At 62.3% G+C, this 23,308-nt stretch carries 25 protein-coding genes; 20 read left to right on the top strand and 5 right to left on the bottom strand.

Annotation, left to right across the window (positions count from 1 at the left end):
• The first annotated feature begins 16 nt into the window (after positions 1-16).
• The 7 genes from pyrE (at position 17) to era (ending at position 4,774) form a co-directional block, all read left to right on the top strand.
• A complete protein-coding gene (gene pyrE, locus NKH50_RS21790) occupies positions 17-595 on the top strand; it encodes an orotate phosphoribosyltransferase (protein ID WP_352508499.1) in 579 nt (192 codons plus the stop codon).
• 95 nt (positions 596-690) lie between these two features.
• Positions 691-1,071 carry a VOC family protein gene (locus tag NKH50_RS21795; RefSeq protein ID WP_352480324.1) on the top strand — a complete coding sequence of 127 codons (381 nt, stop codon included), beginning with the start codon at positions 691-693 and terminating at the stop codon, positions 1,069-1,071.
• A gap of 231 nt (positions 1,072-1,302) precedes the next feature.
• Complete coding sequence (locus NKH50_RS21800; protein WP_254820192.1) at positions 1,303-1,884, top strand: DUF2062 domain-containing protein; 582 nt, start codon at positions 1,303-1,305, stop codon at positions 1,882-1,884.
• Positions 1,881-2,294: a holo-ACP synthase gene (acpS, locus tag NKH50_RS21805; RefSeq protein ID WP_254820193.1), complete on the top strand. Its 414-nt coding sequence runs from the start codon at positions 1,881-1,883 to the stop codon at positions 2,292-2,294. The genes NKH50_RS21800 and acpS overlap by 4 nt, the downstream gene beginning before the upstream one ends.
• A gap of 77 nt (positions 2,295-2,371) precedes the next feature.
• Complete coding sequence (gene lepB / locus NKH50_RS21810) at positions 2,372-3,121, top strand: signal peptidase I (RefSeq protein ID WP_352508500.1); 750 nt, start codon at positions 2,372-2,374, stop codon at positions 3,119-3,121.
• 4 nt (positions 3,122-3,125) lie between these two features.
• On the top strand, positions 3,126-3,851 hold the full coding sequence (gene rnc / locus NKH50_RS21815) for a ribonuclease III (RefSeq protein WP_352880930.1): 726 nt from the start codon (positions 3,126-3,128) through the stop codon (positions 3,849-3,851).
• Positions 3,848-4,774: a GTPase Era gene (gene era, locus NKH50_RS21820; RefSeq protein WP_352880932.1), complete on the top strand. Its 927-nt coding sequence runs from the start codon at positions 3,848-3,850 to the stop codon at positions 4,772-4,774. The genes rnc and era overlap by 4 nt, the downstream gene beginning before the upstream one ends.
• 46 nt (positions 4,775-4,820) lie before the next feature.
• On the opposite strand, the gene NKH50_RS21825 is transcribed toward era, so the two are convergent.
• A complete protein-coding gene (locus NKH50_RS21825; protein ID WP_352880934.1) occupies positions 4,821-6,326 on the bottom strand; it encodes a winged helix-turn-helix domain-containing tetratricopeptide repeat protein in 1,506 nt (501 codons plus the stop codon).
• 106 nt (positions 6,327-6,432) lie between these two features.
• On the bottom strand, positions 6,433-7,236 hold the full coding sequence (locus NKH50_RS21830; RefSeq protein WP_352880936.1) for a CPBP family intramembrane glutamic endopeptidase: 804 nt from the start codon (positions 7,234-7,236) through the stop codon (positions 6,433-6,435).
• Between the two features lie 212 nt (positions 7,237-7,448).
• On the opposite strand from NKH50_RS21830, the gene NKH50_RS21835 reads away from it, so the two are divergent.
• The 13 genes from NKH50_RS21835 (at position 7,449) to NKH50_RS21895 (ending at position 19,428) form a co-directional block, all read left to right on the top strand.
• Complete coding sequence (locus tag NKH50_RS21835) at positions 7,449-8,285, top strand: antitoxin Xre/MbcA/ParS-like domain-containing protein (RefSeq protein WP_352880938.1); 837 nt, start codon at positions 7,449-7,451, stop codon at positions 8,283-8,285.
• A 358-nt stretch (positions 8,286-8,643) separates the two neighbouring features.
• Positions 8,644-9,777: a porin gene (locus tag NKH50_RS21840; RefSeq protein WP_352880940.1), complete on the top strand. Its 1,134-nt coding sequence runs from the start codon at positions 8,644-8,646 to the stop codon at positions 9,775-9,777.
• A gap of 113 nt (positions 9,778-9,890) precedes the next feature.
• Positions 9,891-10,676, top strand: a complete 786-nt coding sequence (gene recO / locus NKH50_RS21845) for a DNA repair protein RecO (RefSeq protein ID WP_352880942.1) — start codon at positions 9,891-9,893, stop codon at positions 10,674-10,676.
• 13 nt (positions 10,677-10,689) lie between these two features.
• The gene (locus NKH50_RS21850) at positions 10,690-10,842 is read left to right on the top strand and encodes a hotdog fold domain-containing protein (RefSeq protein WP_254820198.1); all 153 of its coding nucleotides are present in this window, start codon (positions 10,690-10,692) and stop codon (positions 10,840-10,842) included.
• An 84-nt stretch (positions 10,843-10,926) separates the two neighbouring features.
• Positions 10,927-13,626: a DUF2339 domain-containing protein gene (locus NKH50_RS21855; RefSeq protein ID WP_352880944.1), complete on the top strand. Its 2,700-nt coding sequence runs from the start codon at positions 10,927-10,929 to the stop codon at positions 13,624-13,626.
• 40 nt (positions 13,627-13,666) lie between these two features.
• The gene (locus NKH50_RS21860) at positions 13,667-14,203 is read left to right on the top strand and encodes an ABC transporter substrate binding protein (protein WP_352738149.1); all 537 of its coding nucleotides are present in this window, start codon (positions 13,667-13,669) and stop codon (positions 14,201-14,203) included.
• A gap of 16 nt (positions 14,204-14,219) precedes the next feature.
• On the top strand, positions 14,220-14,564 hold the full coding sequence (locus NKH50_RS21865) for an ABC transporter substrate binding protein (protein ID WP_352738148.1): 345 nt from the start codon (positions 14,220-14,222) through the stop codon (positions 14,562-14,564).
• Positions 14,565-14,606: 42 nt separating this feature from the next.
• Positions 14,607-14,855, top strand: coding sequence for a type II toxin-antitoxin system VapB family antitoxin (locus NKH50_RS21870; RefSeq protein ID WP_352738146.1), 249 nt, complete (start codon positions 14,607-14,609; stop codon positions 14,853-14,855).
• Between the two features lie 197 nt (positions 14,856-15,052).
• The gene (locus NKH50_RS21875; protein ID WP_254820200.1) at positions 15,053-15,571 is read left to right on the top strand and encodes a sigma-70 family RNA polymerase sigma factor; all 519 of its coding nucleotides are present in this window, start codon (positions 15,053-15,055) and stop codon (positions 15,569-15,571) included.
• On the top strand, positions 15,568-16,359 hold the full coding sequence (locus NKH50_RS21880; RefSeq protein ID WP_352738143.1) for an anti-sigma factor family protein: 792 nt from the start codon (positions 15,568-15,570) through the stop codon (positions 16,357-16,359). Before NKH50_RS21875 ends, NKH50_RS21880 begins: the two co-directional genes overlap by 4 nt.
• Before the next feature lie 208 nt (positions 16,360-16,567).
• Entirely contained in the window at positions 16,568-17,674 is a 1,107-nt protein-coding gene (locus NKH50_RS21885) for a peptidase C39 family protein (protein ID WP_352738141.1), read from the top strand.
• Positions 17,671-19,134, top strand: coding sequence for a RimK family ATP-grasp domain-containing protein (locus NKH50_RS21890; RefSeq protein ID WP_352738139.1), 1,464 nt, complete (start codon positions 17,671-17,673; stop codon positions 19,132-19,134). The genes NKH50_RS21885 and NKH50_RS21890 overlap by 4 nt, the downstream gene beginning before the upstream one ends.
• A gap of 21 nt (positions 19,135-19,155) precedes the next feature.
• Complete coding sequence (locus tag NKH50_RS21895) at positions 19,156-19,428, top strand: DUF3303 domain-containing protein (RefSeq protein WP_352508513.1); 273 nt, start codon at positions 19,156-19,158, stop codon at positions 19,426-19,428.
• A 129-nt stretch (positions 19,429-19,557) separates the two neighbouring features.
• On the opposite strand, the gene NKH50_RS21900 is transcribed toward NKH50_RS21895, so the two are convergent.
• From NKH50_RS21900 to ygfZ, 3 genes are all read right to left on the bottom strand, one after another.
• Positions 19,558-21,696 carry a putative bifunctional diguanylate cyclase/phosphodiesterase gene (locus NKH50_RS21900; RefSeq protein WP_352738137.1) on the bottom strand — a complete coding sequence of 713 codons (2,139 nt, stop codon included), beginning with the start codon at positions 21,694-21,696 and terminating at the stop codon, positions 19,558-19,560.
• Between the two features lie 64 nt (positions 21,697-21,760).
• Entirely contained in the window at positions 21,761-22,393 is a 633-nt protein-coding gene (locus NKH50_RS21905) for an HD domain-containing protein (protein ID WP_023677753.1), read from the bottom strand.
• Positions 22,393-23,253 (bottom strand): CAF17-like 4Fe-4S cluster assembly/insertion protein YgfZ, encoded by an 861-nt coding sequence (gene ygfZ / locus NKH50_RS21910; protein ID WP_352880949.1) that lies wholly within the window; start codon positions 23,251-23,253, stop codon positions 22,393-22,395. Before ygfZ ends, NKH50_RS21905 begins: the two co-directional genes overlap by 1 nt.
• Positions 23,254-23,308: the final 55 nt, after the last annotated feature.

Here is a 23,308-nt window from a genome sequence, read left to right on the forward strand (position 1 = left end):
TTGGAAGAGGCAGAAGATGAACACCGACGAAGTGCTGGGCATTTTCCGCGAGGCCGGCGCCGTTCTTGAAGGGCATTTCATCCTGACGTCCGGCCTGCGCAGCCCGGTCTTCCTGCAGAAGGCGCGCGTTTTCATGCATGCCGACAAGACCGAGCGCTTGTGCAAGGCGCTCGCCGAAAAGATCCGCACTGGCGTGCCCGGCAGGATCGACTACGTCGTCGGCCCGGCGATCGGCGGGCTGATCCCGGCCTATGAGACCTCGCGCCATCTTGGTGTGCCGGCGATCTGGGTCGAGCGGGAAGGGGGCGAATTCAGGCTGCGCCGCTTCGAGATCGCCAAGGGATCGCGCGTCGTCATTGTCGAGGACATCGTCACCACCGGCCTGTCGATCCGCGAGACCATCGACTGTCTGCGCGCACTTGGCGCCGATGTCGTTGCCGCTGCGTGCATCATTGACCGCTCGGCCGGCAAGACCGATGTCGGCGTGCCGCTGATCGCGCTCGCCGAATACGAGGTTCCGGCCTATCCGGCCGACAGGCTGCCGCCCGAGCTTGCCGCCCTACCGGCGATCAAGCCGGGCAGCCGCAATATCTAATGCATGTCGCCCAAAGCTTATCCTCGGGCTTGAACCGAGCATGTGCAGCGGTTTTGGGACAAAGAAATGCATAAAACAAGTCAAGAGGCGCTGCCGTGATTGCTGGTATCGACCATTTCGTGCTGACGGTTCGCTCCGTTGAAGACACCTGCGCCTTCTATCAGCGCGTGCTTGGCTTCAAGCGCCTCGACGAGCCGGACCGGCCGACGGCGCTGCTGTTTGGAACGCAAAAGATCAATGTGCATGAGGTCGGGCACACCTTCGAGCCGAAGGCCAAGGCGCCGACCCCGGGCTCCGGAGATTTCTGCTTGATTGCCGCCCGTCCGCTCGCCGAGATATGTGCCAACCTCGCCGCCAATGGCGTGGTGATAGAGGTCGGCCCGGTCGAGCGTGCCGGCGCTCGTGGCGCGATGATGTCCGTCTATTTTCGTGACCCGGACGGCAATCTCGTCGAGGTCAGCGAATATCGACCCTAAGTGGCCCTCCTTAAATTCGCCGCGATCATGCCCTGTTCAGAACGGCGATACCCAAGGCTGGCGCGACCGGCCACCGAGCGGATGCCCTCGGCCTCGTTGTTCTTCGGCCAGCGCATCGCTATATCAAAGTCGTAGTTGCTTTTCGGCGACCGCAGAGCGCAGCATGGGGCTGTCGCGCCCGGCTGGAGAAGCCGGCGTGAAGCTATTGACGGAACTAGGAACAGGAACAGAGTGCTTTTTCGACGGCGCAAGCCTGATGGTTTCTTAGAGCGGGTGCGTACTTATTTGTGGCCGCGCCGCTCGTTCTCGCGCTCGCTGCGGTATTTTTCCAAGCGCATCCTGCGGCTTAGAGCCACGCCGCATGCCGTGGCCGCCGGTGTTGCGGCGGGCGTATTCGCGTCGTTTTTCCCGCTTGGCTTCCACTTCATCATTGCCGCCATCCTGTGCTGGCTGATCGCCGGCAATCTGGTTGCCGCAGCACTCGGCACGGTCTTCGGCAACCCCCTTACCTTTCCGCTGCTATGGGCCGCCTCCTGGGAGGTCGGCAAGCTGATCCTGCATGAACACCTGCCGGCACACGGACCGCCTGCCCATCTCGGCGACATGCTGCACAATCTTTCCTTTGCGCAATTGTGGGGACCGGTGCTGAAGCCGATGACGGTTGGCGCAATACCGCTCGGCCTGGTTTTCGGGCTGCTGTTTTACGGCATCACCCGCTGGGGCATGGTCACTTTCCAGGAGCAGCGCCGCAAGCGTCTGGCCGAAAGAGCGGCAAAGGCTGGAAAAACCGGGCCGGAAGTTCCCGCCGAATGATTATCGGTATCGGCAGCGATCTCATCGACATCAGACGCATCGAGAAGTCGTTGGAACGTCACGGTCAGCGCTTCATCCAACGCATCTACACCGAGATCGAACAGGCGCGCTCCGAAAACCGCGCGGCGCGTGCGGCCTCCTACGCCAAGCGTTTCGCCGCCAAGGAGGCCTGCGCCAAGGCGTTGGGCACCGGTCTTGCACAGGGTGTGTTCTGGCGTGACATGGGGGTCGTCAACCTGGCCAGCGGCAAGCCGACCATGGCGCTCACCAACGGGGCGGCAGCGCGGCTGGACGAAATCCTGCCTGAAAGGCACCGAGCCGTGATCCACCTCACCATAACCGATGATTTTCCGCTCGCTCAAGCCTTTGTGATCATTGAAGCGTTGCCGGTCGAAGAAGCGCCACATTGATTGCATCTGACCACCGGCATGACGTTGCCCAGCGCGCGCCGAGACTCTATACCATCCAACGCACAATCGAGGACGACATGAGCGTGGCTGAAAAAACCCAGAAGAAATCCGGTGGACTTGGCGAAACCGTCAGCGTCATCGTCCAGGCCCTGCTGCTTGCGTTGGTCATCCGCACGCTCCTGTTCCAGCCGTTCTCGATCCCGTCCGGGTCGATGCGGCCGACTTTGCTCGAAGGCGACTATCTCTTCGTCACCAAGTGGTCCTACGGCTTCTCCCGCTATTCGCTGCCGTTCGGGCCGAACATCTTTTCGGGCCGCATCTGGGGCTCCGAGCCGAAGCGCGGCGACGTGGTGGTGTTCAAGTTTCCGCCGGATCCTTCTGTCGATTATATCAAGCGCGTCGTCGGCCTGCCGGGCGACAAGATCCAGGTCAAGGATGGCCAGCTCTTCATCAACGACGTGGGCGTGCCGCGCGTCAAAGTCGGGCAGATCGACAACCGCGACATCACCGAGGAGAACGGGCCGGTCGATGTCTATCGCGAGACGCTGCCGAACGGCGTCAGCTACGACACGCTCGACCTGACGCAGGCTTCGATCGGCGACAATACCAAAGAGTTCAAGGTGCCGCCCGGTCACTATTTCATGATGGGCGACAATCGCGACAACTCGTCGGACAGCCGCTTCACCGTCGGCTTCGTGCCGGACGAGAATTTGGTCGGCCGCGCCAACCTCATTTTCTTCTCGATCGGCGGCAGCGCCAGCCCGCTCGAAATCTGGAAATGGCCGTCGCAGATGCGCGCCTCGCGCCTGTTCCATTTCGTCAATTAGGACCATGGCGGCGACGAAACGGCTGACCGCCGATGCGCTCGCCGAGGCGCTCAAGGAGCGCACCGGCCACAGTTTTGGCGACCACCAGCGCCTGCAGCGGGCGCTGACCCATGCCAGCGCTCGCGGCAGTCATGCCGGCGTCGACTACGAACGTTTCGAATTCCTGGGCGACCGCGTTCTCGGCCTTGTCGTTGCCGATATGCTGCTGGCGGCATTTCCCGACGCTGCCGAGGGTGAGCTGTCGCTCAGACTGAACGCCCTGGTCAACGCCGAGGCCCTGGCGGAAATCGCCGATGAGATCGGCCTGCCGGAACTCATTCGCGCCGGTTCGGACGTACGCGGCCTCGATGGGCGCAAGCGCGTCAATCTGCGCGCCGATGCATTGGAATCGCTGATCGCCGTGCTCTATCTCGACGGCGGGTTGGAAGCGGCCCGTGCCTTTATCCACAAATACTGGCAGCCGCGCTCGCAAGCCATTGACGCCGCCCGTCGCGATGCGAAAACCGAACTCCAGGAATGGGCGCATCAGGCGGCAAGCGCAGTGCCGGTTTACATAATCGACAGCCGCGAGGGACCGGACCACGATCCGCTGTTCACCGTCAGTGTGAAGGTCGGCGCCTATCCGCCGGCGACCGGTAGCGGGCGCTCCAAGCGCGAAGCGGAGCAGGCTGCAGCCGCGGCACTTCTGCAGCGGGAAGGCGTCTGGCTCGATCAAGGGAGTGCCGCATGACCGCCACCGAATCTCCGGCAACAGAAGCGCCCGTTACCCGCTCCGGCTTCGTCGCGCTGATCGGCGCGCCTAATGCGGGGAAATCGACGCTGGTCAACCAATTGGTCGGCGCCAAGGTGTCGATCGTGACACACAAGGTGCAGACCACGCGCGCCATCGTGCGCGGCATTGCCACCCACAACAACGCGCAAATCGTTTTCGTCGACACGCCGGGCATATTCAAGCCGAAGCGCCGGCTGGACACCGCGATGGTGACCACAGCCTGGGGCGGTGCCAAGGACGCCGATATCGTGCTGCTCTTGATCGATGCCGAGCGCGGCATCCGGGGCGATGCCGATGCCATCCTCGAGCGGCTGAAGGATGTCCGGCAGCCGATGGTGTTGATCCTCAACAAGGTCGATCGGGTCAAGCACGAGACGTTGCTTGCATTGTCGGCGGCAGCCAACGAAAGGGTGCCGTTCAAGCGCACCTTCATGGTTTCGGCGCTGACCGGGTCCGGCTGCAAGGACCTGCTCGACTATCTCGCCGAGACCCTGCCGGCCGGACCCTGGTACTACCCTGAAGACCAGATCTCCGACCTTCCGATGCGCCAGCTCGCAGCCGAGATCACCCGCGAAAAGCTCTATCTCAGGCTGCATCAGGAACTGCCTTATTCCTCCCACATCGAGACAGAGAAATGGGAAGAGAAGAAGGACGGGTCGGTGCGCATCGACCAGACAATCTATGTCGAGCGCGACAGCCAGAAGAAGATCGTGCTCGGCCATAAGGGCGAGACGATCCGCGCCATCGGCCAGGCCGCGCGTATGGAGATCGCAGGCATCCTCGAGCAGAAGGTGCACCTCTTCCTGTTCGTCAAGGTGCGCGAGAACTGGGGCGACGATCCCGAGCGCTACCGCGAGATGGGGCTCGAATTTCCGCACTGAGCTATCCAAAGATTTGGCCGATCGGTCGAGCTGTCTGTTGGTCGTCTCAGGATTCTGAGCGGTCCCCAAGTGCCAACGACACGCCGTTGGCAAGATGCTCGGCGTCGGACGCGTTTTCGAACGGGATGCCCGTTCTTGTATAGTCGAGCGGTGAGAAATCGGAGCCGTCGGCGTTGATCAGCGCAGCCTGGCGCCTTGCCGCTTGCATGTCGCCGAACTGAGCGTAACAGGCGGCAAGCCGGGTGCGGATCCACGGCGTCGGTCGCGTCGCCAGCTCCAGCGCCTCGGCAGCCGTGCGGTATTCGCCCAGCATGTATAGCGCGAGCGCGCGATCGTACTGATACCAATGAGGATGCAGCGGGTTGATGCGGATGGCGCGCGCCAGCCAGGCGAGCGCGTCGAGCGGCCGGCCACGCATCGTCAACAGATGCCCCATCTGCTCGATACAGTCTGCGTCACCCGGATTGAGCTCGAGCGCGATGCGTAAATGATGCTCGGCCGCCTCGTGGTCGCGCATATTGAGCCGCACCAGCGACTGGATGCGGTGTGCCGTTGCCTGGTCCGGCGACAATGCGATGCCCCGGTCGGCCAGGTCGCGGGCCTTCGTCAGCACCGCGTCGCTGCTCGGTCCGAATTCGCTGTTAAGCACATGCGACAGCGCCAGATAGGTGTAGGCAAGGCCATGGGCCGGGTCCCTGACGATCGCAGCCTCGAAAAACGCCGCCGCTTCTTTCAGTTCGCTTTGCGCCGGATCGCGCAGCAAGGCGACGCCGCGCAGCACCAGTTCATGGGCGGCGAGGCTGGCTACCGGCTGCCGCGAGGCACGTTGCAGGCCGGCATTGTTCACCCGAACCACCAGCCGGCCGACGATCTTTTCGACGATCTCCTGCTGGATCGCGGACAGCCCGGCGTAATCGGCCTGGTAGCGATCGCCCCAGAGCTGGGAAGCGCTGGCTGCGTCAACGAGATTGACCGCACAGACGATGCTGTCTGCCTGCCGCCGCACCGAGCCCTCGACGACATAGTCGGCGCCGATGCACGAACGCACCACAGGCCATTCGCCAGGCGAATAGGAGGCAAACGAGAAGCTCGAGTTGCGCGCCAGCACCGTCAACGTGCCGAAGCGGGCGAGGCCATTGATAATGTCTTCGGCAATACCATCGACGATCGCTTCGTCGGCCGGATCGGCGCCGTCATTGCGGAATCTGAGCACCGCCACGATCGGCTGGGCGCCGGGTTCGGGCACCGGCTCAGGGATCAGCATGTAGCCGCGCTTCGATACGGTCCGTATCGTTTCCTCGCCGAGCACCTTGCGGATCTCGCGAATCGACTGCGTCAGCGAATCCTCGGTGACGAAAACACCCGGCCAGACCGCATCCATCAATTCCGACTTCGGCACCACACGGCCGATATGGCGGGCGAGATGCGTCAGCAATGCGTAGGCTTTCGGCCGCAGGAAGGCCGGCTGTTCGGCCCGGCCAAGCGTACCTTTGCCCAGATCGAGCGTGAAACCGCCAAACTGAAAAACCTGGTCAGTGGCCGAACCCGCCATCGAAACGGCCGCTCCCTGAAGCCGTGCCTGTATTGGCCTACGGCTGGAGGGCTAGGTCAAGGTCTGTCGCCGCCGAAAGCGGCGCTTTGGATTTGGACGCCGCAAATTAGACGGCGCCAGCAAGGGCGGGCTGCGTTGCCGGCCTGCGGACGAAGCTCTCGGTGCCGTAGACGGCAACGATCGCGATCGCAGCCATCGCCCAGATCGCAACATCGATCCATTGCTGCTGCACATGGTCGGCGTCGATGAACGCCTTGCCCAGGAAGCGCACGCTGTTCTGATGGGTGACATGCATCAGAATGGCGAGAAGCACACTGCCGGTGTTCTGATAGAGCCAGGTGAACACCACTGCCGCCAGCACGACGTTGATCGTGCCATAGAGGCTGAGATCGCCGACCAGGCCGAGCGGAAAATGCCAGATCGCCCAGATCGCGCCGAGGATCAGGCTTCCGGCCAGCGCCGAATGCTTGGCCAACAGACGCGGTGTCGCAAAGCCGCGCCATCCCGGCTCTTCGCCAAGCGGGCCGCTGAAGACCGCATAGAGCGCGATGATCGGCAGTATCTCAGTGACGGCTGGAATGTTGCCCCAGGCCGGCGTCGCCGAGCCGAACAGCGGATTGACCAGGATCGAGGCAAGCTGCGTGCCCAATGGCAGGCTGAATGCCACCAGATACCAGAGCGGAGATACCCGCCACTTCACCATGGAAGCGAGAATGGCCTTGACCGAAGCCCAGCCTCCGGAAAGAGCGGCGATGACGAATCCGGACACCATCGGGCCGAAGGTAAACCAGGGAATGCTATCGCCATTCGACAGGTAGAATGGGATGAAGGCAAACCAGGTCAGGGCAAGCGTCAACGAAAAGAAGGCAGCCAACTGATGCTGCCGCACCAGGCGCAGGAAAGAAGTCATGTCGGGCCTCTCACGGGCAGATGACAATGAGAGGTCGCCGGGCTGCCCAATCGGTCGACTTACATCTTGAACAGCCGGCCGAAACATTCCGGGAGGCTATGCGCCGACCACCTCGGTCGACCCGTTTCTTATTGGCAGCCGCGCTACCCGAAATCCTGAGCGGGTTCTGAGAAATTTCCGATATTTCATGCAGAACCGGCCAGTCAGACCGGTTGGAACGCCTGCCGACACGGCGGTCGTCCAGCGTTCCCGTTCGTCGTCTCTCCGTCATACACCCTGCCTATAGGCTGTGCGAAGACCCGCTTCCGAGCAAACCGGGACCGGCAGGCAAACAGCCAGATCAGGACATGACCGGGACTTGGAATCGCATCGACCCCATCCGTCAGACCGAGTTTGCAAATGCCGTCGCCGTTGAGATCGAGCGCGTGCTGGCGCGGCAAGGCAAGGTCGCGAACAGCGATGCGATCGTAGCAGCAGGTAAGGTCGCCGCCGCCGTTGCCGCCGCCGTCGCCCTGCTTGCGCCGAACGACATCAGGGCGATCGACACCATGCAGGAGACATTGCCCGCCATCGCGTCGCAGTTCGTGCGGATATTGGCTGCCGAAGCTGCGGAACGCAGTGCCCGGACGCGTCTGTCGAGCGCGCACGGAGGCCAAAGGACGGACGTCCAGCCGCCTGGAAGCGGCGACCTCGACGCGATGCGGGTCGAGGACTGGGCCGGTCGGGTCGCCGGGTCGACGTTCCTGCAGCAAAATCTCGACATATCGCGCTCGACCCTGCATCGCTGGCAGCGGAGCGGCACGGTCGTTGCGTTGCGCACCGGTGGCCGCAAACATGTGTTTCCGCTGGCGCAGTTCGTCGACAGCAGGCCGGCTCCGGGTATCAAGGAAGTGTTGTCCGCGATGCCCAACCCACGGCATGCCTGGGCGTGGCTGATCGACCCCGCGCCCGGCCTCGCCGGACGTACTCCCATTGAAATGCTCAAGCAGGATCTGGTGGCGGAAGTCGTTCTTGCCGCACAGAACGCAGCGATGGCGAAGTTGTCTTGATCTCGCTTCCAAATGTTAGAAGTCTATTAAAAGAACACTTAAAAGGAATGTCTGTCGAACTCCGATCGGTTTGCCGGCTAAATGGCATAAGTATATTTTCGTACAATTTATGACAATGTCTCGTTTGTGCCGAGGCAAACGTGAAGAAAATATGAAGTGATATTTGTGCAACATGGATTTCTTCTGTTATGCAAACATTGATTATTTTTATAAATCGTCATTGAGACTGGAATGCGGATGAGTATGTTCGCCGCCTGAAGAGGGGGTGCGGTGCGCGCCTTTTTCGACGTGGGTGAGGCGTTCAGCCGTTCAACCGCGGATACAAAGCCATCTTAACTTTGACTGGAGAGGTCAGAAAATGAATATCAAGAGCCTTCTTCTCGGCTCAGCCGCGGCATTCGTCGCGGTCTCCGGCGCGCGCGCCGCCGACGCTGTTGTGGTCGCCGAGCCGGAACCGGCAGAATACGTCAAGATTTGCGACGTCTACGGCGCCGGCTACTTCTATATCCCGGGCACCGAGACCTGCCTGCGCATCGGCGGCTATGTCCGTTACGATATCGGCGGGGGTGATGTCGGCTCGTTCGACGGTGCGGTCACCGGCGACCATGATGATGGCAGCGCGAATGACACCTACCGCAAGAACGCCCGCTTCACGCTTAAGACCTGGACCGGCCAGGAAACCGAGCTCGGCACCTTGAAGACCTACACCGAGACCCGCTTCAACTTCGGTAATGAAAACGACTACATCTTCGCCAACGAAGCCCATAACAGGAGCCTGTCGCTAAAATTCGCCTGGATCCAACTCGGTGGTCTGCGCGTCGGTAAGGACGAATCGGCCTTCGACACGTTCATCGGCTATGCCGGTAGCGTCATCCAGGATACGCTGGTTCCGTATGGTGCCTTCGACACGAATGTCGTCCAGTACTATTTCGACGCCGGCACTGGCTTCTCGGCCGTGGTCTCGCTCGAAGAAGGCTCTGGCGTTGTTGGTACGATCGACAGCTACGTTCCGCATGTCGTCGGGGGCGTGAAATACACGCAGGGTTGGGGCGCCATCACCGGCGTCGTCGCTTATGACAGCAACTATGAAGAAGTGGCCGGCAAGGTTCGCCTGGACGTCAAGCCCATGGACAACCTGTCTCTGTTCATCATGGGCGGCTACGGCACCGACGACAACCTCACGGATGACGCCGGCAACGCGATCGACGCCCACGGTCGTGGCTTCTACAAGCAGTGGAGCGGCAACTGGGCGGTCTGGGGGGGTGGCACCTACACTATCAACGAGAAGATCTCGTTCAACACCCAGCTCTCCTATGACGAAGGCAAGAACTTCGGCGTTGCAGCGAACATCGCCTATGAAATCGTCAAGGGTCTCAAGATCACAGCCGAAGTCGACTACTTGCATCTTGGTGAAGATTCCGTCACGAATTTCACCAAAGCCGACAAGGAAAACAGCGTCGGCGGCATTCTCCGCTTCCAGCGCTCGTTCTAATCGAAGCCAGTATCTCCGAACGGCCCGTAGCGATACGCTACGGGCCGTTTTGGTTTGCGGCGGATAAGTCGCTCATCTTGATTTCGCCATCCAACCGGTGACAAGCTCTCGTCATGGAATGGCGCGACGAGGGAATCATTCTGGGCACCCGCAAGCATGGCGAAACCAGCGCCATTCTCGAGGTGATGACGCGCGTGCATGGCCGCCATCTCGGCCTCGTGCGCGGCGGCCGTTCGCGCAAACAGCAGCCGGTCTTGCAGCCCGGCAATCGCGTCGACCTGTTGTGGCGGGCGCGGCTCGACGAGCATCTCGGCACCTTCCAGGTCGAGGCGATCGAGATGAACGCCGCCCGGTTGATGGACAGCGCCGTTGCCGTCTACGGCCTGCAGACGATGGCCGCACATCTGCGTCTTCTGCCCGAGCGTGACGCCCATGGCGGCCTTTACGAGACGCTTGCGGTGATGATCGCTCATCTCGACGATGCCGATGCCGCCGGCGAGTTGGTGGCCCGCTTCGAGCTGCTGGTCCTCGACGAACTCGGTTTTGGCCTCGATCTCAGCCAGTGTGCGGCGACCGGCACCAGGCAGGACCTTGCCTATGTCTCGCCGAAATCCGGCCGCGCCGTGTCGCGCGCGGCGGGCGCGCCGTGGCGCGACAAGATGCTGGCGCTGCCTGCCTTCCTGCAGCGCGGCTCCGGGTTGCGCGCCGATCCGGCGGCGATCGAGGACGCCTTCCGGCTGACCGGCTTCTTTTTGACCCGCCATGTCTACGAACCGCGCGGCATCGAGCCTCCCGGCGCCCGCGCCGGGTTTCTCGCCGCCTTGCGCAAGTATCATTCACCCGGCCATGAATCCGGCAAGGCGAGCGCCGCAGAAACCGCCGGGGAGACCACCAGATGAGCGACGTTGAACCTTGTCCCGGCAACGTTTCGCCGCTCGGCCTTGGCACAAGGGCGGCACGCTGGCGGTTTCGGAAGCGGCGCTGAAGGATGTCAACGGCAAGCTGCTGGCTTTGGGCGCTGAAACATGCTCGATCTTTCCGGCGGCCAATCTGGTGGCACGTTGAATGGACCGGCCGTTTGGCCGCCGCATTTGAATGTCACTGAACATTGAATGTCAGTGACAACTGGCCTGGTTTGGGGGAACCGCCATGTTTGAAAGCCTGATTGGCCTCGTCGCCATCATCGCGCTGTTCGTCATCATTTCACGCCAGCAGAGCCGTATCGGCCTGATCGAGCGCGAGCTTGGCGCCTTGCGCAGCCTTGTGCTTTCGGGCACGCCTGCGCTGCCGCCGCAAGCCAAGGAACCGGCTGCAAACGACAGCAAACCGGCGGATGCCGCAATACCGCTTGCGGCCGCAGCCGACCTGGCATCGCCAGGGACCGCAGCGGTGGCATCAGCCACAGAGGCCGAGGCCGATACCGCGGCGCCATCCGCGCCGGAGTCGGCGCAACCGGCGGCCGCGGCGAAGCCAACTCGCCAGTCCGACGTCGAAACGGCTCTCGGTACTCGCTGGGCGGTCTGGGTCGGCGGCATCGCGCTGGCGCTGGGCGGCCTGTTCCTGATCCGCTACACCATCGAGGCCGGCATTTTCGGGCCACGCGTGCGGCTCGCCATGGCGGCGGCACTCGGGCTGGTGCTGGTCGCCGGCGGCGAGTTCATCCGGCGCACCGGCTTCAGGGTGCCGGTGCAAGGTGCCGCCGGTGCCTATATCCCGGCAATCCTGACGGCGGCCGGCGCTTTCATCCTGTTCGGTACCGTCTACGCCGCGTACAGCATTTACGGCTTCATCGGCCCGACGCTCGCTTTCACGCTGCTCAGCGCCATCGGGGTGGCGACGATCGCGGCAAGCCTGGTCCACGGTCAGGCGCTGGCCGGCGTCGGCCTGCTCGGTGCCATGGTGACGCCGCTGCTGGTCGCCTCGCAGGCGCCCAATCCGTGGGCGCTGTTCGGCTATCTGGCGATCGTGCTCGTCGCCACCGGCGTCATCGCCCGTATCCGCGACTGGAGCCTTTTGATGGCCGCTGCCTTCGTCGCCACCGGCATCTGGACCATCTTCTACATGACCGAAGCGCCGGGGACGAACCTTTCCGTCATCCTTTTTATCGACGGGGTGACACTGGCCGTGCTCGCCTTCGTCTGGCTTGGCCGCCGCGACGAAGCGGTCGCCGGCAGCGGCTTCGATTGGCCGTCGATCGCGCCGGGCTTCTTCGTCGGGCTTTCGGCGCTGGCCCTGTTCGTCGATCCGGCCTTCGCCGCCATCCGCGGTGCATTGCCGGGTGCCGCCCTTGTCGCAGCCCTGGTGGCGGTGGCGCGATATCGGCCGCGGGCGCTGGCACTGCTGCACGCCGCCGGGCTGGCGACGGTACTGGTCTATCTCGGCATCATTCCGCCGACCACGATCGCTTCCGATTTTTCGGGCGGCGCTCTTGGCGTCGACGGCATGCCGGTTGTGGCGTCCGATGCCTTGATGCTCAGGGTCGGCATCGTTCTCGGCCTGGTCTTCATCGGCCTCGGCTTTTGGGCAGCGCGCCGTTTTGCGGCCCATGGCTGGCTGCGCGCCGCCACAGGGGCGGCCTGGAGCGCTGTCGCGCCACTGGTCATCCTGCTGGCGCTCTGGTCTACCTTCGGCAATCTCGACCGTGACCTTGCTTATGCGGCGGTCGCGGCCGTTTTGGTCGGCGTCTTCGTCGCCGGCGGCGAATGGATAGCGCGCGGCGAAGCGCCGCCGCTGACCGGCGGCGCTGCTGTCTCCTTCGCGCTCGGCGGCGCGGCGATTGCCGGCCTGCTGATGCTGCACATGGCCTTTGGTTCCGGCTGGACAACCATCCTGCTCGGAGCAGCCGCCGCCGTGCCGGCGCTGGCGACGCGCTGGCGTAGCTATCCGGTGCTTGGCTGGATTTCCGTTGGTGCGGTGATTGCAGTGCTTGGTCGCGCTGCCTTCGACCCGACCATCGTCGGTGCCGAGTTCCTGTCGAAGACGCCGGTGTTCAACTGGCTGCTGCTTGGATATGGCGTGCCGGCGCTCGCTTTCGGTTTTGCCGCCTGGCAGCTTGCCCGAACCACCAATGGCCGACCGCGCCTCGCGATGGAGGCCGGCGCCGCGCTGTTTTGCCTGCTCACCGTCGCCATGCTGGTGCGCCATGCCATGCATGGCGGCGTCATCGATACGGCTGCTGCGACGCTTGCCGAACAGGCGATCTACACGCTGATCGCCATCGGTGCCGGTGCCATCCTGGTCGCTATCGACATGCGCTCGCCAAGTCAGGTGCTGCGTTACGGCTCGATTGCAGCGGGCGCGGTCTCGGTCGCCTTCATCGTCCTCCAGCATTTTCTGGCGCTGAACCCGTTGCTGACGGATGAATCGACGGGCAGCATTCCGGTGTTCAACCTTCTGTTCCTCGCCTATCTCTTGCCGGCGGTCGCGGCAGGCGCACTGGCACTCTATTCCCGTGACAAGCGGCCGCAATGGTATGCGGCGATGTTGGCGGTGGTGGCGGCGGTGCTCGCTTTTGCCTATGCCACGCTGTCGGTCAGGCGCCTGTTCAAGGGTGAGTTCATCGGACTGTGGAGCGGTCTCGGCCAGCTTGAGACCTATACTTATTCGGCGCTGTGGCTGGTCATCGGCGTGGTGCTGCTCGCCGCCGGTGTCTGGCTGAAGTCCCAGGTGCTGCGCATAGCGTCGGCGGCGCTGATCTCGATCGCCGTGCTCAAAGTCTTCATCTTCGACATGTCGGAACTGGAAGGCGTGTTGCGGGCGCTGTCCTTCATCGGCCTCGGGGCGGTGCTCATCGGCATCGGCCTGTTCTATCAGCGGCTGCTGACAAGGGCGGCGAGAGAGGTAAATTAGGTCGTCCACTGCAAGAAGGTCCAGCCTGGAGGACAGCGCGTTGCTCATAAACGACATAGCTACGATCGGCATCATCACGGCAGGCCCTGGGGGACCAATCGAAGGCTTCAAGGAGGGGCTGAGAGAACTGGGATTTGCCGAAGGCCGGAACATTCGGTTTGAGCAGCGATCGGCCAATGGTGATTTGGGCAGGCTTCCCACCCTGGCGACGGAACTGGTTAGGCTGAACGTCGACCTTATCGCCGTGATCGGGGCGGTAACCGCGCGTGCGGTCCAAAAGGCGACAACGGAGCTCCCCGTCGTTTATTCTGTCGTCGTCGATCCGGTCAGTGATGGCCTCGCCGCAAGCCTGGAGAAGCCCGGCGGCAACATGACAGGAGTAACCAGCTTCGATCCAAACCAGGCGCGGACGCATGTCGAGTTGTTGCGAGCCGTCTTACCAGCGCTCTCCCGCATCGCGATCTTGAGCGATAAGGGGGTGTCCGATTGCCTGTCAGCCTCCAATGCTGGGGCAATACAAAAAATTTGGGCTGAACCCGCAGGTTCTCCGCATTATAGGGCCTCAGCCCGATCTTGACGGCGCTTTTGCAGCGATGGATCGCGAACTGGTCGAAGCGCTCATCGTCCTCGAGGAGCCGATTATTGCAGCACTCCGCGCAAGAATCGCGGAGCTTGCCCTTGCGCGTCGCTTGCCAACCATCTTCGCGCGGGAGCAGATCGATGCGGGAGGTCTGTTCTGCTACGGCACCAGCTTGCGAAGCGCAACATATCACATGGCCCTGTGCGCGAAGAAGATTCTTGATGGCAAGAGCCCCCGCGACATACCAATTCAGACTTTGTCCCAGCACGAATTGGTGGTGAACTTGCAGACCGCGAGAAAGCTCGGTCTAACGGTGCCTTCAAATATAGTAAATAGAGCGGTGCGTGTGATTGAATAGTACTGCGGCCGCTGACCCGCAGCAAGGGAGACATAGGATCAAATGGCACTCTATATACATATACGAGGCCCTGAAGTGGATGCTTCAGCGACTATGTTGCAGCGCCAGACGGACGCTCCAAGCAAAACGGAGGCGGTGCGGACCGCGCTTGTGCACGAACTCGAACGCAGTCGCACCAATGTGTCGCTTCGCGACCGGATTGCCAGGCTGCAAGCCGAGGCGATGAGGATCGGCCTGCCTAATCCTGACTTCGATATGAAGAAATTCACAGACGAGATGTGGGAAGACTGACGTTTGTCGACACGCCGCTATTCGTCACCACGCATTTCTTTCAACTTTCGGATGCAACCCGGGAATAAACCTGCCACCGGCAGCGTTATTCAGTTGCTTGGGTGACCGGGGCGGCCGACCGCTTCGCGCTGGCCGCTTGCGCCGCGCTGCAAAGGCGCGTTCAATCACCACGGACAGGGGCTCCAGAACCAGCGGTCATGGACGAAAAGAAGGCAGCAATCCTGGGTGAAATACCGCGTCTGCGCCGCTATGCACGCTCGCTGTTGCGCGACCGCGATTCCGCCGACGATCTCGTCCAGGATTGTCTCGAGCGGGCGCTTGTGCGGCTCGACAATTGGCAGACAGGAGAAAGCCCCAGGAGGTGGCTGTTTACGATCATGCACCATTTGTTCATCGACCAGATGCGCAAGGTGAACCGACGCGGCGAGGCGGCGATGCTGCCGCTCGAGACAAGCGAGGCGCAGGCAGCACCCGCCGAGCAGGTCGAGAGCATCGCCTCGCGCGAGATCGTCGACGCGCTGCAGGCGATCAGCCCTGACCGGCGCGCGGCACTTGTGATGGTCGCCATCGAAGGGTTTTCCTATGCCGAAGCCGCCAACATCCTTGGAGTGCCCGCTGGCACTTTGATGTCGCGCATCGCGCGCGGGCGTGACGAACTGCGAGCGCTGCTGGATGATACCGCGCGCCGCCGCTCGATAAGGATCGTTGAGAAATGAGCCGGCGCGATTTCTCCGAACGCGACATCCACATGGCTCTCGATGGCGAGTTGCCGGGCGACGAGCGGACGGCCTATGAGGCATGGCTCGAGGCCAATGCCGAGATGAAGGCCAAGAGCGCACGCTACGCCGCCGACCGGGAAGCGTTGCGCGCAGCCTTTAATGGCGTGCTGGACGAACCCGTGCCGGTGCGGTTGAGCAAGGTGGTGCTTGGCGAGGCGCCGGTGGTCAGAGTATCGCCGTCGCGCTCGCGTTGGTGGCTTGCGGCCGCCGCTGCCGCCATCCTGGCGATTGGCGGTGCTGGCGGCTACCTTGCTGGCATCGGCCGCCTCGGCCTGGAAAATACCGCCGAGGACCAGCTTGCCGAAGAGGCGATCGCCGCCCACGTCATCTATGCCGCCGAAACGCGGCATGCGGTGGAAGTGCCGGCAAGCGACAAGGATCATTTGCAGAGCTGGTTGTCGAACCAGGTGGGTCTGAAGCTCGTCGCGCCGGATCTGGCCGCGCAAGGATTCCAACTGGTCGGTGGCCGGCTGCTGCCCGCCGGTCAGGGCAAGGCCGCGATGCTGCTTTACGAGGACGTCAAGGGCGAGCGCATATCGCTCTTCGTCACCGCCGAATCGGCAGCCAAGGCCAGGGGCACCTATGGGGAGGACGATGGTCCTGAGGCCGTCTATTGGCTGGACAAGGGTTATGGCTGCGCCGTCGTCGGCTCGCTGCCGCGCGAGCAACTGGCCGCAGTGGCCAAGAGCGCCTATGGCCAGCTTTTGGCGGGCTTGCAAAGCTGAGCAGGCTCTCGCTCTTCCGGAGCCGCGCCGTTGCCTAAACACGGAGGTCGTTCAAAGCCTTTGCGCGACCTGCCTGCCGTCAAAACTGTCACAATTCGGCCCTAATCGAGGTGCGATAGCGCTTGCTGAATGCTGGCACTTCGGCTGGTGTGACCGATGTTTAGACTAGGGCCGTTTCCACAACCCAATCGAGGTTTTCTGAGCCCGCATGCCTGCCGAGATTCGCAAGGCCCGCGCGTCCGACGTCGATGACCTCGCCGCCATCGAAAAAGCCGTTTTCTCGAGCGATCGCATTTCTCGCCGCTCCTTTCGCCAACTGATCGAACGCGACACCGCCGAACTGCTGGTTGGCGAAAGCGATGGCCGCGTCGCCGGCTATGCAGTCGTGCTGTTTCGCAAGGGCAGCGGCGTCGCGAGGCTTTATTCGATCGCCGTTGGTCCATTTTTCGGCGGCCGTGGCCTTGGCCGGCTGCTGCTGGAAGAGGCCGAGGCCGCCGCTTTCGAGCACGGCCGCATGATGCTTCGTTTGGAAGTCCGCGAAGACAACCCGCGCGCGATCCAGATCTACGAGCAGAGCGGCTACCGCAAGATCGGCCGCGAACCGGACTATTACGAGGATGGCGCCACGGCGCTGCGCTATGAAAAGACCTTGCGCGGCGACATTCCGGTCGCCACCGAAGTGCCGTTTTATCAGCAAACTTGCGAATTCACTTGCGGACCATGCTGCCTGATGATGGCGATGGCTTACTTCGGCCCCGGATTCGTGCCGGATCCGGTGATGGAAATCAGGCTGTGGCGTGAGGCGACGACCGTTTTCATGATGTCGGGGCCGGGCGGCTGCGAACCGTTCGGGCTTGCCGTCGCCGGCTATGAGAGCGGGCTTGCTGCTGAGATCTATGTCTCCTTCTACGGCGCGCTGTTCCTGCAGTCGGTGCGCAGCGAGGACAAGCGCCGCGTCATGGAGCTGGCGCAGGTCGACTTTCGCCGCCGCGCGGAACTTTACAGCATCCCGGTGAATTACCGTTCATTCGGGCTTGACGACATTCGCACCGCGATCGCAGAGGGAAAACTGGTGCTGGTCCTGATCAGCGGCTTCCTGATGTTCGGCAAGAAGGTTCCGCACTGGGTATTGGCCATCGGTGACGACGGCGATCATATCCTGATCCACGACCCCTGGGTCGAGGGCGAGCGGCAGGAGACGATCCTCGATGCTGCCAACATTCCCGTGCCTTACGGCATCTTCATGAACATGGCGCAATTCGGCCGCGACGGATTGCGCGCCGCCATCACTCTCGGAAAGCGCGATAGCCAATGACCTGGGTCATCCTTACCGGCCGGCAGAACGATCTCGACCAAGTGGCGACGCCGCACAAGATCATCACCAATCGCGACTACCTTGCCCATCCGGCACTGTTTCGCGGTCAGCGGCCGAAGGTCATCAACCTGTCGAACAATTACGGCTACCAGAGCCGCGGCTATTACGCGTCGCTGCTGGCTGGTTCGCGCGGCCATAAGGTCATCCCGACGGTCGAAACGATGATCGACCTGTCGGAGCGCAAGCTCTATGAGCACGCGTTGCCGGAACTCGAACTCGCACTCAACAAGTGCCGCAAGGATCTGGGTGGCGCTTTTCCCCAGAAGGTCTGCATCTTCTTCGGCATCGGACCATCCAGGATCTGGGACCGCTTCGCAAAACTTCTGTTCGACTGGTTCCGTGCCCCTGCGCTCGAGGTCCACATCAGGGACAGCGCCGAATGGGCCTCGATCCGCAAGATCGGCTTCCATCCCCTGGCCAGGATGACCGAGGACGAGGAAACGCACTTTCTCCAGTGCCTGGAGACCTACACCAACCGCGAGTGGCGCGACACCAAGGGCCGCACGCCGGCGCGCTACACTTTCGCCACGCTGGTCGATCCGCACGAGGAACTGCCACCGTCGGAGATTTCGTCGCTGCGCCACTGGGCCAAGATCGCTGAAAAGATGGGCGTCGAAATCGAGCCGATCACCAAGCGGGATCTGGCCAAGCTCGCCAACTACGACGCGCTGTTCATCCGCGAGACCACCTCGATCTCCAACCACACCTACCGCTTTGCCCGCCGCGCCCAGCAGGAAGGCATGCCGGTCATCGACGATCCGCTGTCGATGATCCGCTGCACCAACAAGGTCTATCTCAACGAGCTGATGACCTACAACAAGGTACCGGTGCCGCCGACGGTGATGATTGCCGGCACCGCGGACCTGGAAGTTGCGGCACAGACGCTGGGCTTCCCGCTGGTGCTGAAGATCCCGGACTCCTCATTTTCGCGCGGCGTCAAGAAATGCGGCACCTTCGACGAGCTGAAGACGCTCGCAACCGAATGGCTGGAGGATTCCGACCTCCTGATCGCGCAAAAATTCATTCCGACGGAATATGACTGGCGCGTCGGCGTCCTCGGCGGCCAGCCCTTGTTTGCTGTCCATTATCTGATGGCCAAGAAACATTGGCAGATCGTCAATCACAAGGCCAACGGCAAGCCCGACCAGGGCGGCATCAAGACCTTCACCCTGAAGGAAGCGCCGGCCCATGTCGTCGAGACGGCGGTGAGTGCGGCGCGTTGCATCGGCGACGGCCTCTACGGCGTCGACCTCAAGGAAACTAGGGACGGCGTCTTCGTCATCGAGGTCAACGACAACCCCAACCTCGACCACGGCTGGGAAGACTCTGGCGAAAAGGACGAGGTCTGGGTGCGGCTGACGCAGTGGTTCCTGGAGCGGCTGGACAGGCCGGGGCGATGATATACGATTGTGGGGGAAAAGATGCTGTTCTTCGTGATCGAGGATTTTCGCGGCTGCGACCGCAAGGAGATCTACCGCCGTTTCCGCGACCAGGGCCGCCTGAAGCCGGACGCGCTTCTCGTGCACCACAGCTGGATCGCAGCGGATATGAGCCGCTGCTTCCTGCTGGTGGAGGCCGATGACATCACGCTCCTGCAGCGGTGGGTCATCGAATGGGCGGATCTGGTCGAATTCGAGATTGTTCCTGTGGCGACGAACAAGGATATGGTTGAGGCATTGAACGGGCACCTCTGACCCGGCAAGGAACCTCCTGGTTCGCCACACCTGAATTCCGCCTTCTCTATCAAGGAATTAACACGCGAATCGAGCGTCATCTCAAGCAGATCTAAGCCGGTTGCCCGCGCTTCCGCGAGACTGTCGCACTTAGCCGGACTGCCGGATCGTCGCGCTCGACTTCAGCAGCCGATTGATGTCCGACGCCTTTGACGGCACGCCGATCAAATAGCCCTGGGCCTCGACACAACCCTCTTTTTGCAGGAATTCAAGCTGCGCTTCGGTCTCGACACCTTCGGCGGTGACGGTGATGCCCAGCTGTGCGCCAAGCCCGATGATGGTGCGCACGATCGCCGCGGTATCGCGACTGTCGATGTCACGGGTGAACGAGCGATCGATCTTGATCTTGTCGACGGGAAAGCGCCTGAGGTAGCCCAGCGAGGAATAGCCGGTGCCGAAATCGTCCAGCGCGATGCGGACGCCCAGATCGCGTAGCTGCCTGAGTGTCTTGAGCACCAGATCGCTCTCGTCCATCAGCACCGTTTCGGTGATTTCCAGTTCAAGTCGGTTGGCCGGCACGCCCGAGAACGCCAGTGCCGAAATGACGCTGCGGGCAAAGGTACCGCTTTTGATCTGCACGGCGGAGACATTGACTGCGATGCGCCAAGCCGCCCAGCCTGCCGCGGCCGTGCAGGCTTTTCGCAGCGCCCATTCTCCGAGCGGCACGATCAGCCCGGTCTCCTCGGCGGCCGGAATGAAGTCGTCCGGCCGCACCAGGCCGCGCACCGGCGATCGCCAGCGCATCAAGGCTTCGGCACCGACGATTTCGCCGGAGGCGATGTTCATGATCGGCTGGAAATCCAGCTCGAATTCGCGGCGCGACAGCGCTGCCCTGAGATCGATTTCGAGCGCCCGGCGTGCCCGCACCCTCGCGTCCATGGCCGGTTCGAAGAAGCGGTAGAGGTTGCGCCCTTCGCTCTTTGCCCGATAGAGCGCCATATCGGCATTTTTCAGCAAAGTCTCGGCGTCCTTGCCGTCATTCGGAAACAGCGCGATGCCGAGACTGATGCCGACACGCATGTCGTGTCTCTTGTCGCGAAACGGCTTTCCGATGATCTCGACTATGCGTTTGGCCAGCTTTTCCGCGTCGCCCGGGCTTTTGAGATTGAACAGGATTATGACGAATTCGTCGCCGCCGAAGCGGGAGACAACGTCCGTTTCATTGCGCAAGCACCGTTGCAGCCGTTCGGCCACGCATTTCAGCAGCCAGTCGCCGGCGGGGTGACCCCAAGTATCATTGACTGCCTTGAAGTGATCGAGGTCGAGCGAGAATATCGCCAGCGATCCGTCTCTCGTCTCGCTCAGGGCTTGGTCGAGCCGTTCGCGAAGCATCGAGCGATTGGGCAGGTTGGTCAGTGTGTCGTGGTGCGCAAGATGGGTCATGCGCTCTTCCACACGCCTGCGCTCGGTGACATCGTCGAACGTCGCGACCCAGCCGCCGCCGCTCATCGGCCGGCGCGCAACCAGCAGCGTCCTGCCGTCGGCGAGATGACGATGCGTTACGTGTGTTTTCCCCGCCCGCAGGCAGGCTTCGATTTGCGAGATTTCGCTGTCGGGGTCGAGCTTTGTATAAATGCCCAGTTCCAGCAGCCGCTTGAACGCATCACGGTGGCTCATGCCAAGCGGGAAGTCGGCGGGCCTGACATGATAAAGTTCCAGGAAACGTTCGTTGCGCACGATCAGCTTGCCGTCCGCATCGTACATCAAAAGGCCTTGCGACATGTTGGCAAGTGCTGCGTCGAAACGGCGGTGCTGCTCTTTCAACTCCTGCTCGGCGCGCCGTTGCTCGGTGATGTCCTCGTAGATCGAGACCCAGCCACCTGACGCCAGCGGCCGGTGCGAAATGTTGACGATGCGCCCGTCTGCAAGCGTTTCCTCATAGGTGGAAGGTTTTGCCTGGTCGATATAGGGCTTGCGGATGGCATAGAGTTGCTCGGCGCTTTGCGAGGCGATGCCGATATCCACGCTGTGCTGGAGGATGTCGAAAAACCGGATGCCGGGCCGCACCACTTCGGCGTCGAGGCGAAAGATGCTGATGTAGTTCCTGTTGCAGATGATCATCCGCTCATCGGCATCGAACATGCACAGGCCATGCGACATGTTCTCGATCGCTGCCGAAAAACGCTCGTTCTGTTCGCGTAGCTCGTCTTCGATCCGTCGCGGCAGACCAACGCCTTTGGCCCTCCGTCGGCGGACGGATGAACCAGCCTTGATACCGGCAACGGGCATGAGGCAAGCCTATGGACCATGGTTAACCACGGCACTGTTGTCCCTGCCGGTTAATTTACCGTTTTCAGCCGGCTGGAACGGCAGTCTGGCGTCGCGACTTTTCGATTGCCGCAAACCGTTTGAGAAAGGCATTCTGCGCCCAGGTCACCGAGCGCGGCGTGACATCGAAGCGCTCGGCGTTGAAACCGCGAGGCCTGCCGAAGAACTCGGTCGCCTCTGCCGTCGAAAAACCCGCAAGCAGCGTTGCTTCGAAATAAGCGGCGATCTGATCCGCTCGCTTGATTTCCTTGCGCAGCCCCGCGTCGAGTTCGGCCGGCAGTGAAAAGCGCAGATGGATGGCGCGCTGCAGTCTGATCTCGCAATCCCTGTAGCTGCCGCCCATCACGGATTTGAACGGCGAAATCATATCGCCGATGACGTATTCCGGCGCGTCATGCAGCAGCGCCGCCAACCGCGCGTCAGCGTCGGCATCCGGCATCAGTTCGCCGACAAGCGTTTCGACCAGCAGCGAATGCTGGGCGACCGAAAAGGCGTGATCGCCTCTGGTCTGGCCGTTCCAGCGTGCGACGCGGGCAAGGCCATGGGCAATATCGGAGATCTCGATGTCGAGCGGCGAAGGATCGAGCAGGTCGAGCCGGCGGCCGGACAGCATACGTTGCCAGGCACGCGGCGGCGCCCCGGCGCGGTCGGCCGCCATCAGGCGTCCTCCGCGCCAACGGCTTCCTGCGGAAAGCTGAACTTCGCCCAGGACGGGATGGCGAGCGACACGGCGACGTCGTCAGCCAGGATCGGCAGGCCGGCGTCGAGCGCTGCCTTGACCCGGTCGATGCGGGCAATGGCAAGGCCTGTCGTGCCGGCGGTAGAGCCAAGCGTGCCGACTGGTCGCCCCGCCACGGCCAGCTCTGCGCGCGAAGTGGGCAGGGGGCGTTCGGCCGAGACGATCAACACTCGGCGCCTGGCAGTGCCGCGATGCTGCATGCGCGAGACGACCTCCTGGCCGACGTAGCAGCCTTTCTTGAAGCCGACGCCGCCGATCTCGTCGAGCAGCACATCATGCGGAAACGCGTCGCCGAGCTGATAGTCGCTGCCGCTTTCGGCAATGCCATTGGCGATGCGAAAGGCTTGCCATGCGGCAAGGTCGCCGCCGTCTGGCGCGCCACCATAGAAGCGCGTGACGATAGCATCGACAAACCGCGCATCGGCAAACGGCGCCGATTCAAATTGCGAGGCCGTTGAATCGCTTTCCCATACGACGGTCACAACCGACTGATCTGCCTTGGCAATTTCGACTTTGGCGCGCAACTTGTAGAGCGTCAGCCGGCGCATGAAGTCATCGATGGTCTCAGCACGGCATTCGAGCAGGAAAATATTTTCGCCAGCGCGCGAGATCAGGAAGTCGAAAAGGATCTTGCCTTGCGGCGCCAGCAAGGCGCCGGGCTTTGCTTCGCCGCGGCCGAGCGCGTCGAGGTCGGTGGTCAGGATGTTCTGCAAAAAGTGCTCGGCATCCGGTCCGGACACGGAAACGAGTGCGCGATCTCTGAGCGAGGCAAAGGGCATGGTGGGAAAACGAGCCTGATCTTGCAAAACTATCGGTCATTACGTAAGCCGCTGG

The organism is Mesorhizobium sp. M1027, from assembly GCF_040318745.1.
In the GTDB taxonomy this organism is placed as follows: domain Bacteria; phylum Pseudomonadota; class Alphaproteobacteria; order Rhizobiales; family Rhizobiaceae; genus Mesorhizobium.

What these genes read in the sequence shown, in the direction of transcription:
- acpS (WP_254820193.1), top strand. Translation starts at nt 1,881, where the DNA reads ATGATTATCGGTATCGGCAGCGATCTCATCGACATCAGACGCATCGAG.
- NKH50_RS21855 (WP_352880944.1), top strand. Translation starts at nt 10,927, where the DNA reads ATGTTTGAAAGCCTGATTGGCCTCGTCGCCATCATCGCGCTGTTCGTC.
- NKH50_RS21830 (WP_352880936.1), bottom strand. Translation starts at nt 7,236, where the DNA reads ATGACTTCTTTCCTGCGCCTGGTGCGGCAGCATCAGTTGGCTGCCTTC.
- lepB (WP_352508500.1), top strand. Translation starts at nt 2,372, where the DNA reads ATGAGCGTGGCTGAAAAAACCCAGAAGAAATCCGGTGGACTTGGCGAA.
- NKH50_RS21895 (WP_352508513.1), top strand. Translation starts at nt 19,156, where the DNA reads ATGCTGTTCTTCGTGATCGAGGATTTTCGCGGCTGCGACCGCAAGGAG.
- era (WP_352880932.1), top strand. Translation starts at nt 3,848, where the DNA reads ATGACCGCCACCGAATCTCCGGCAACAGAAGCGCCCGTTACCCGCTCC.
- NKH50_RS21825 (WP_352880934.1), bottom strand. Translation starts at nt 6,326, where the DNA reads ATGGCGGGTTCGGCCACTGACCAGGTTTTTCAGTTTGGCGGTTTCACG.
- NKH50_RS21875 (WP_254820200.1), top strand. Translation starts at nt 15,053, where the DNA reads ATGGACGAAAAGAAGGCAGCAATCCTGGGTGAAATACCGCGTCTGCGC.
- NKH50_RS21905 (WP_023677753.1), bottom strand. Translation starts at nt 22,393, where the DNA reads ATGGCGGCCGACCGCGCCGGGGCGCCGCCGCGTGCCTGGCAACGTATG.
- NKH50_RS21900 (WP_352738137.1), bottom strand. Translation starts at nt 21,696, where the DNA reads ATGCCCGTTGCCGGTATCAAGGCTGGTTCATCCGTCCGCCGACGGAGG.
- rnc (WP_352880930.1), top strand. Translation starts at nt 3,126, where the DNA reads ATGGCGGCGACGAAACGGCTGACCGCCGATGCGCTCGCCGAGGCGCTC.
- pyrE (WP_352508499.1), top strand. Translation starts at nt 17, where the DNA reads ATGAACACCGACGAAGTGCTGGGCATTTTCCGCGAGGCCGGCGCCGTT.
- NKH50_RS21880 (WP_352738143.1), top strand. Translation starts at nt 15,568, where the DNA reads ATGAGCCGGCGCGATTTCTCCGAACGCGACATCCACATGGCTCTCGAT.
- recO (WP_352880942.1), top strand. Translation starts at nt 9,891, where the DNA reads ATGGAATGGCGCGACGAGGGAATCATTCTGGGCACCCGCAAGCATGGC.
- NKH50_RS21885 (WP_352738141.1), top strand. Translation starts at nt 16,568, where the DNA reads ATGCCTGCCGAGATTCGCAAGGCCCGCGCGTCCGACGTCGATGACCTC.
- NKH50_RS21840 (WP_352880940.1), top strand. Translation starts at nt 8,644, where the DNA reads ATGAATATCAAGAGCCTTCTTCTCGGCTCAGCCGCGGCATTCGTCGCG.
- NKH50_RS21865 (WP_352738148.1), top strand. Translation starts at nt 14,220, where the DNA reads ATGGATCGCGAACTGGTCGAAGCGCTCATCGTCCTCGAGGAGCCGATT.
- ygfZ (WP_352880949.1), bottom strand. Translation starts at nt 23,253, where the DNA reads ATGCCCTTTGCCTCGCTCAGAGATCGCGCACTCGTTTCCGTGTCCGGA.
- NKH50_RS21870 (WP_352738146.1), top strand. Translation starts at nt 14,607, where the DNA reads ATGGCACTCTATATACATATACGAGGCCCTGAAGTGGATGCTTCAGCG.
- NKH50_RS21890 (WP_352738139.1), top strand. Translation starts at nt 17,671, where the DNA reads ATGACCTGGGTCATCCTTACCGGCCGGCAGAACGATCTCGACCAAGTG.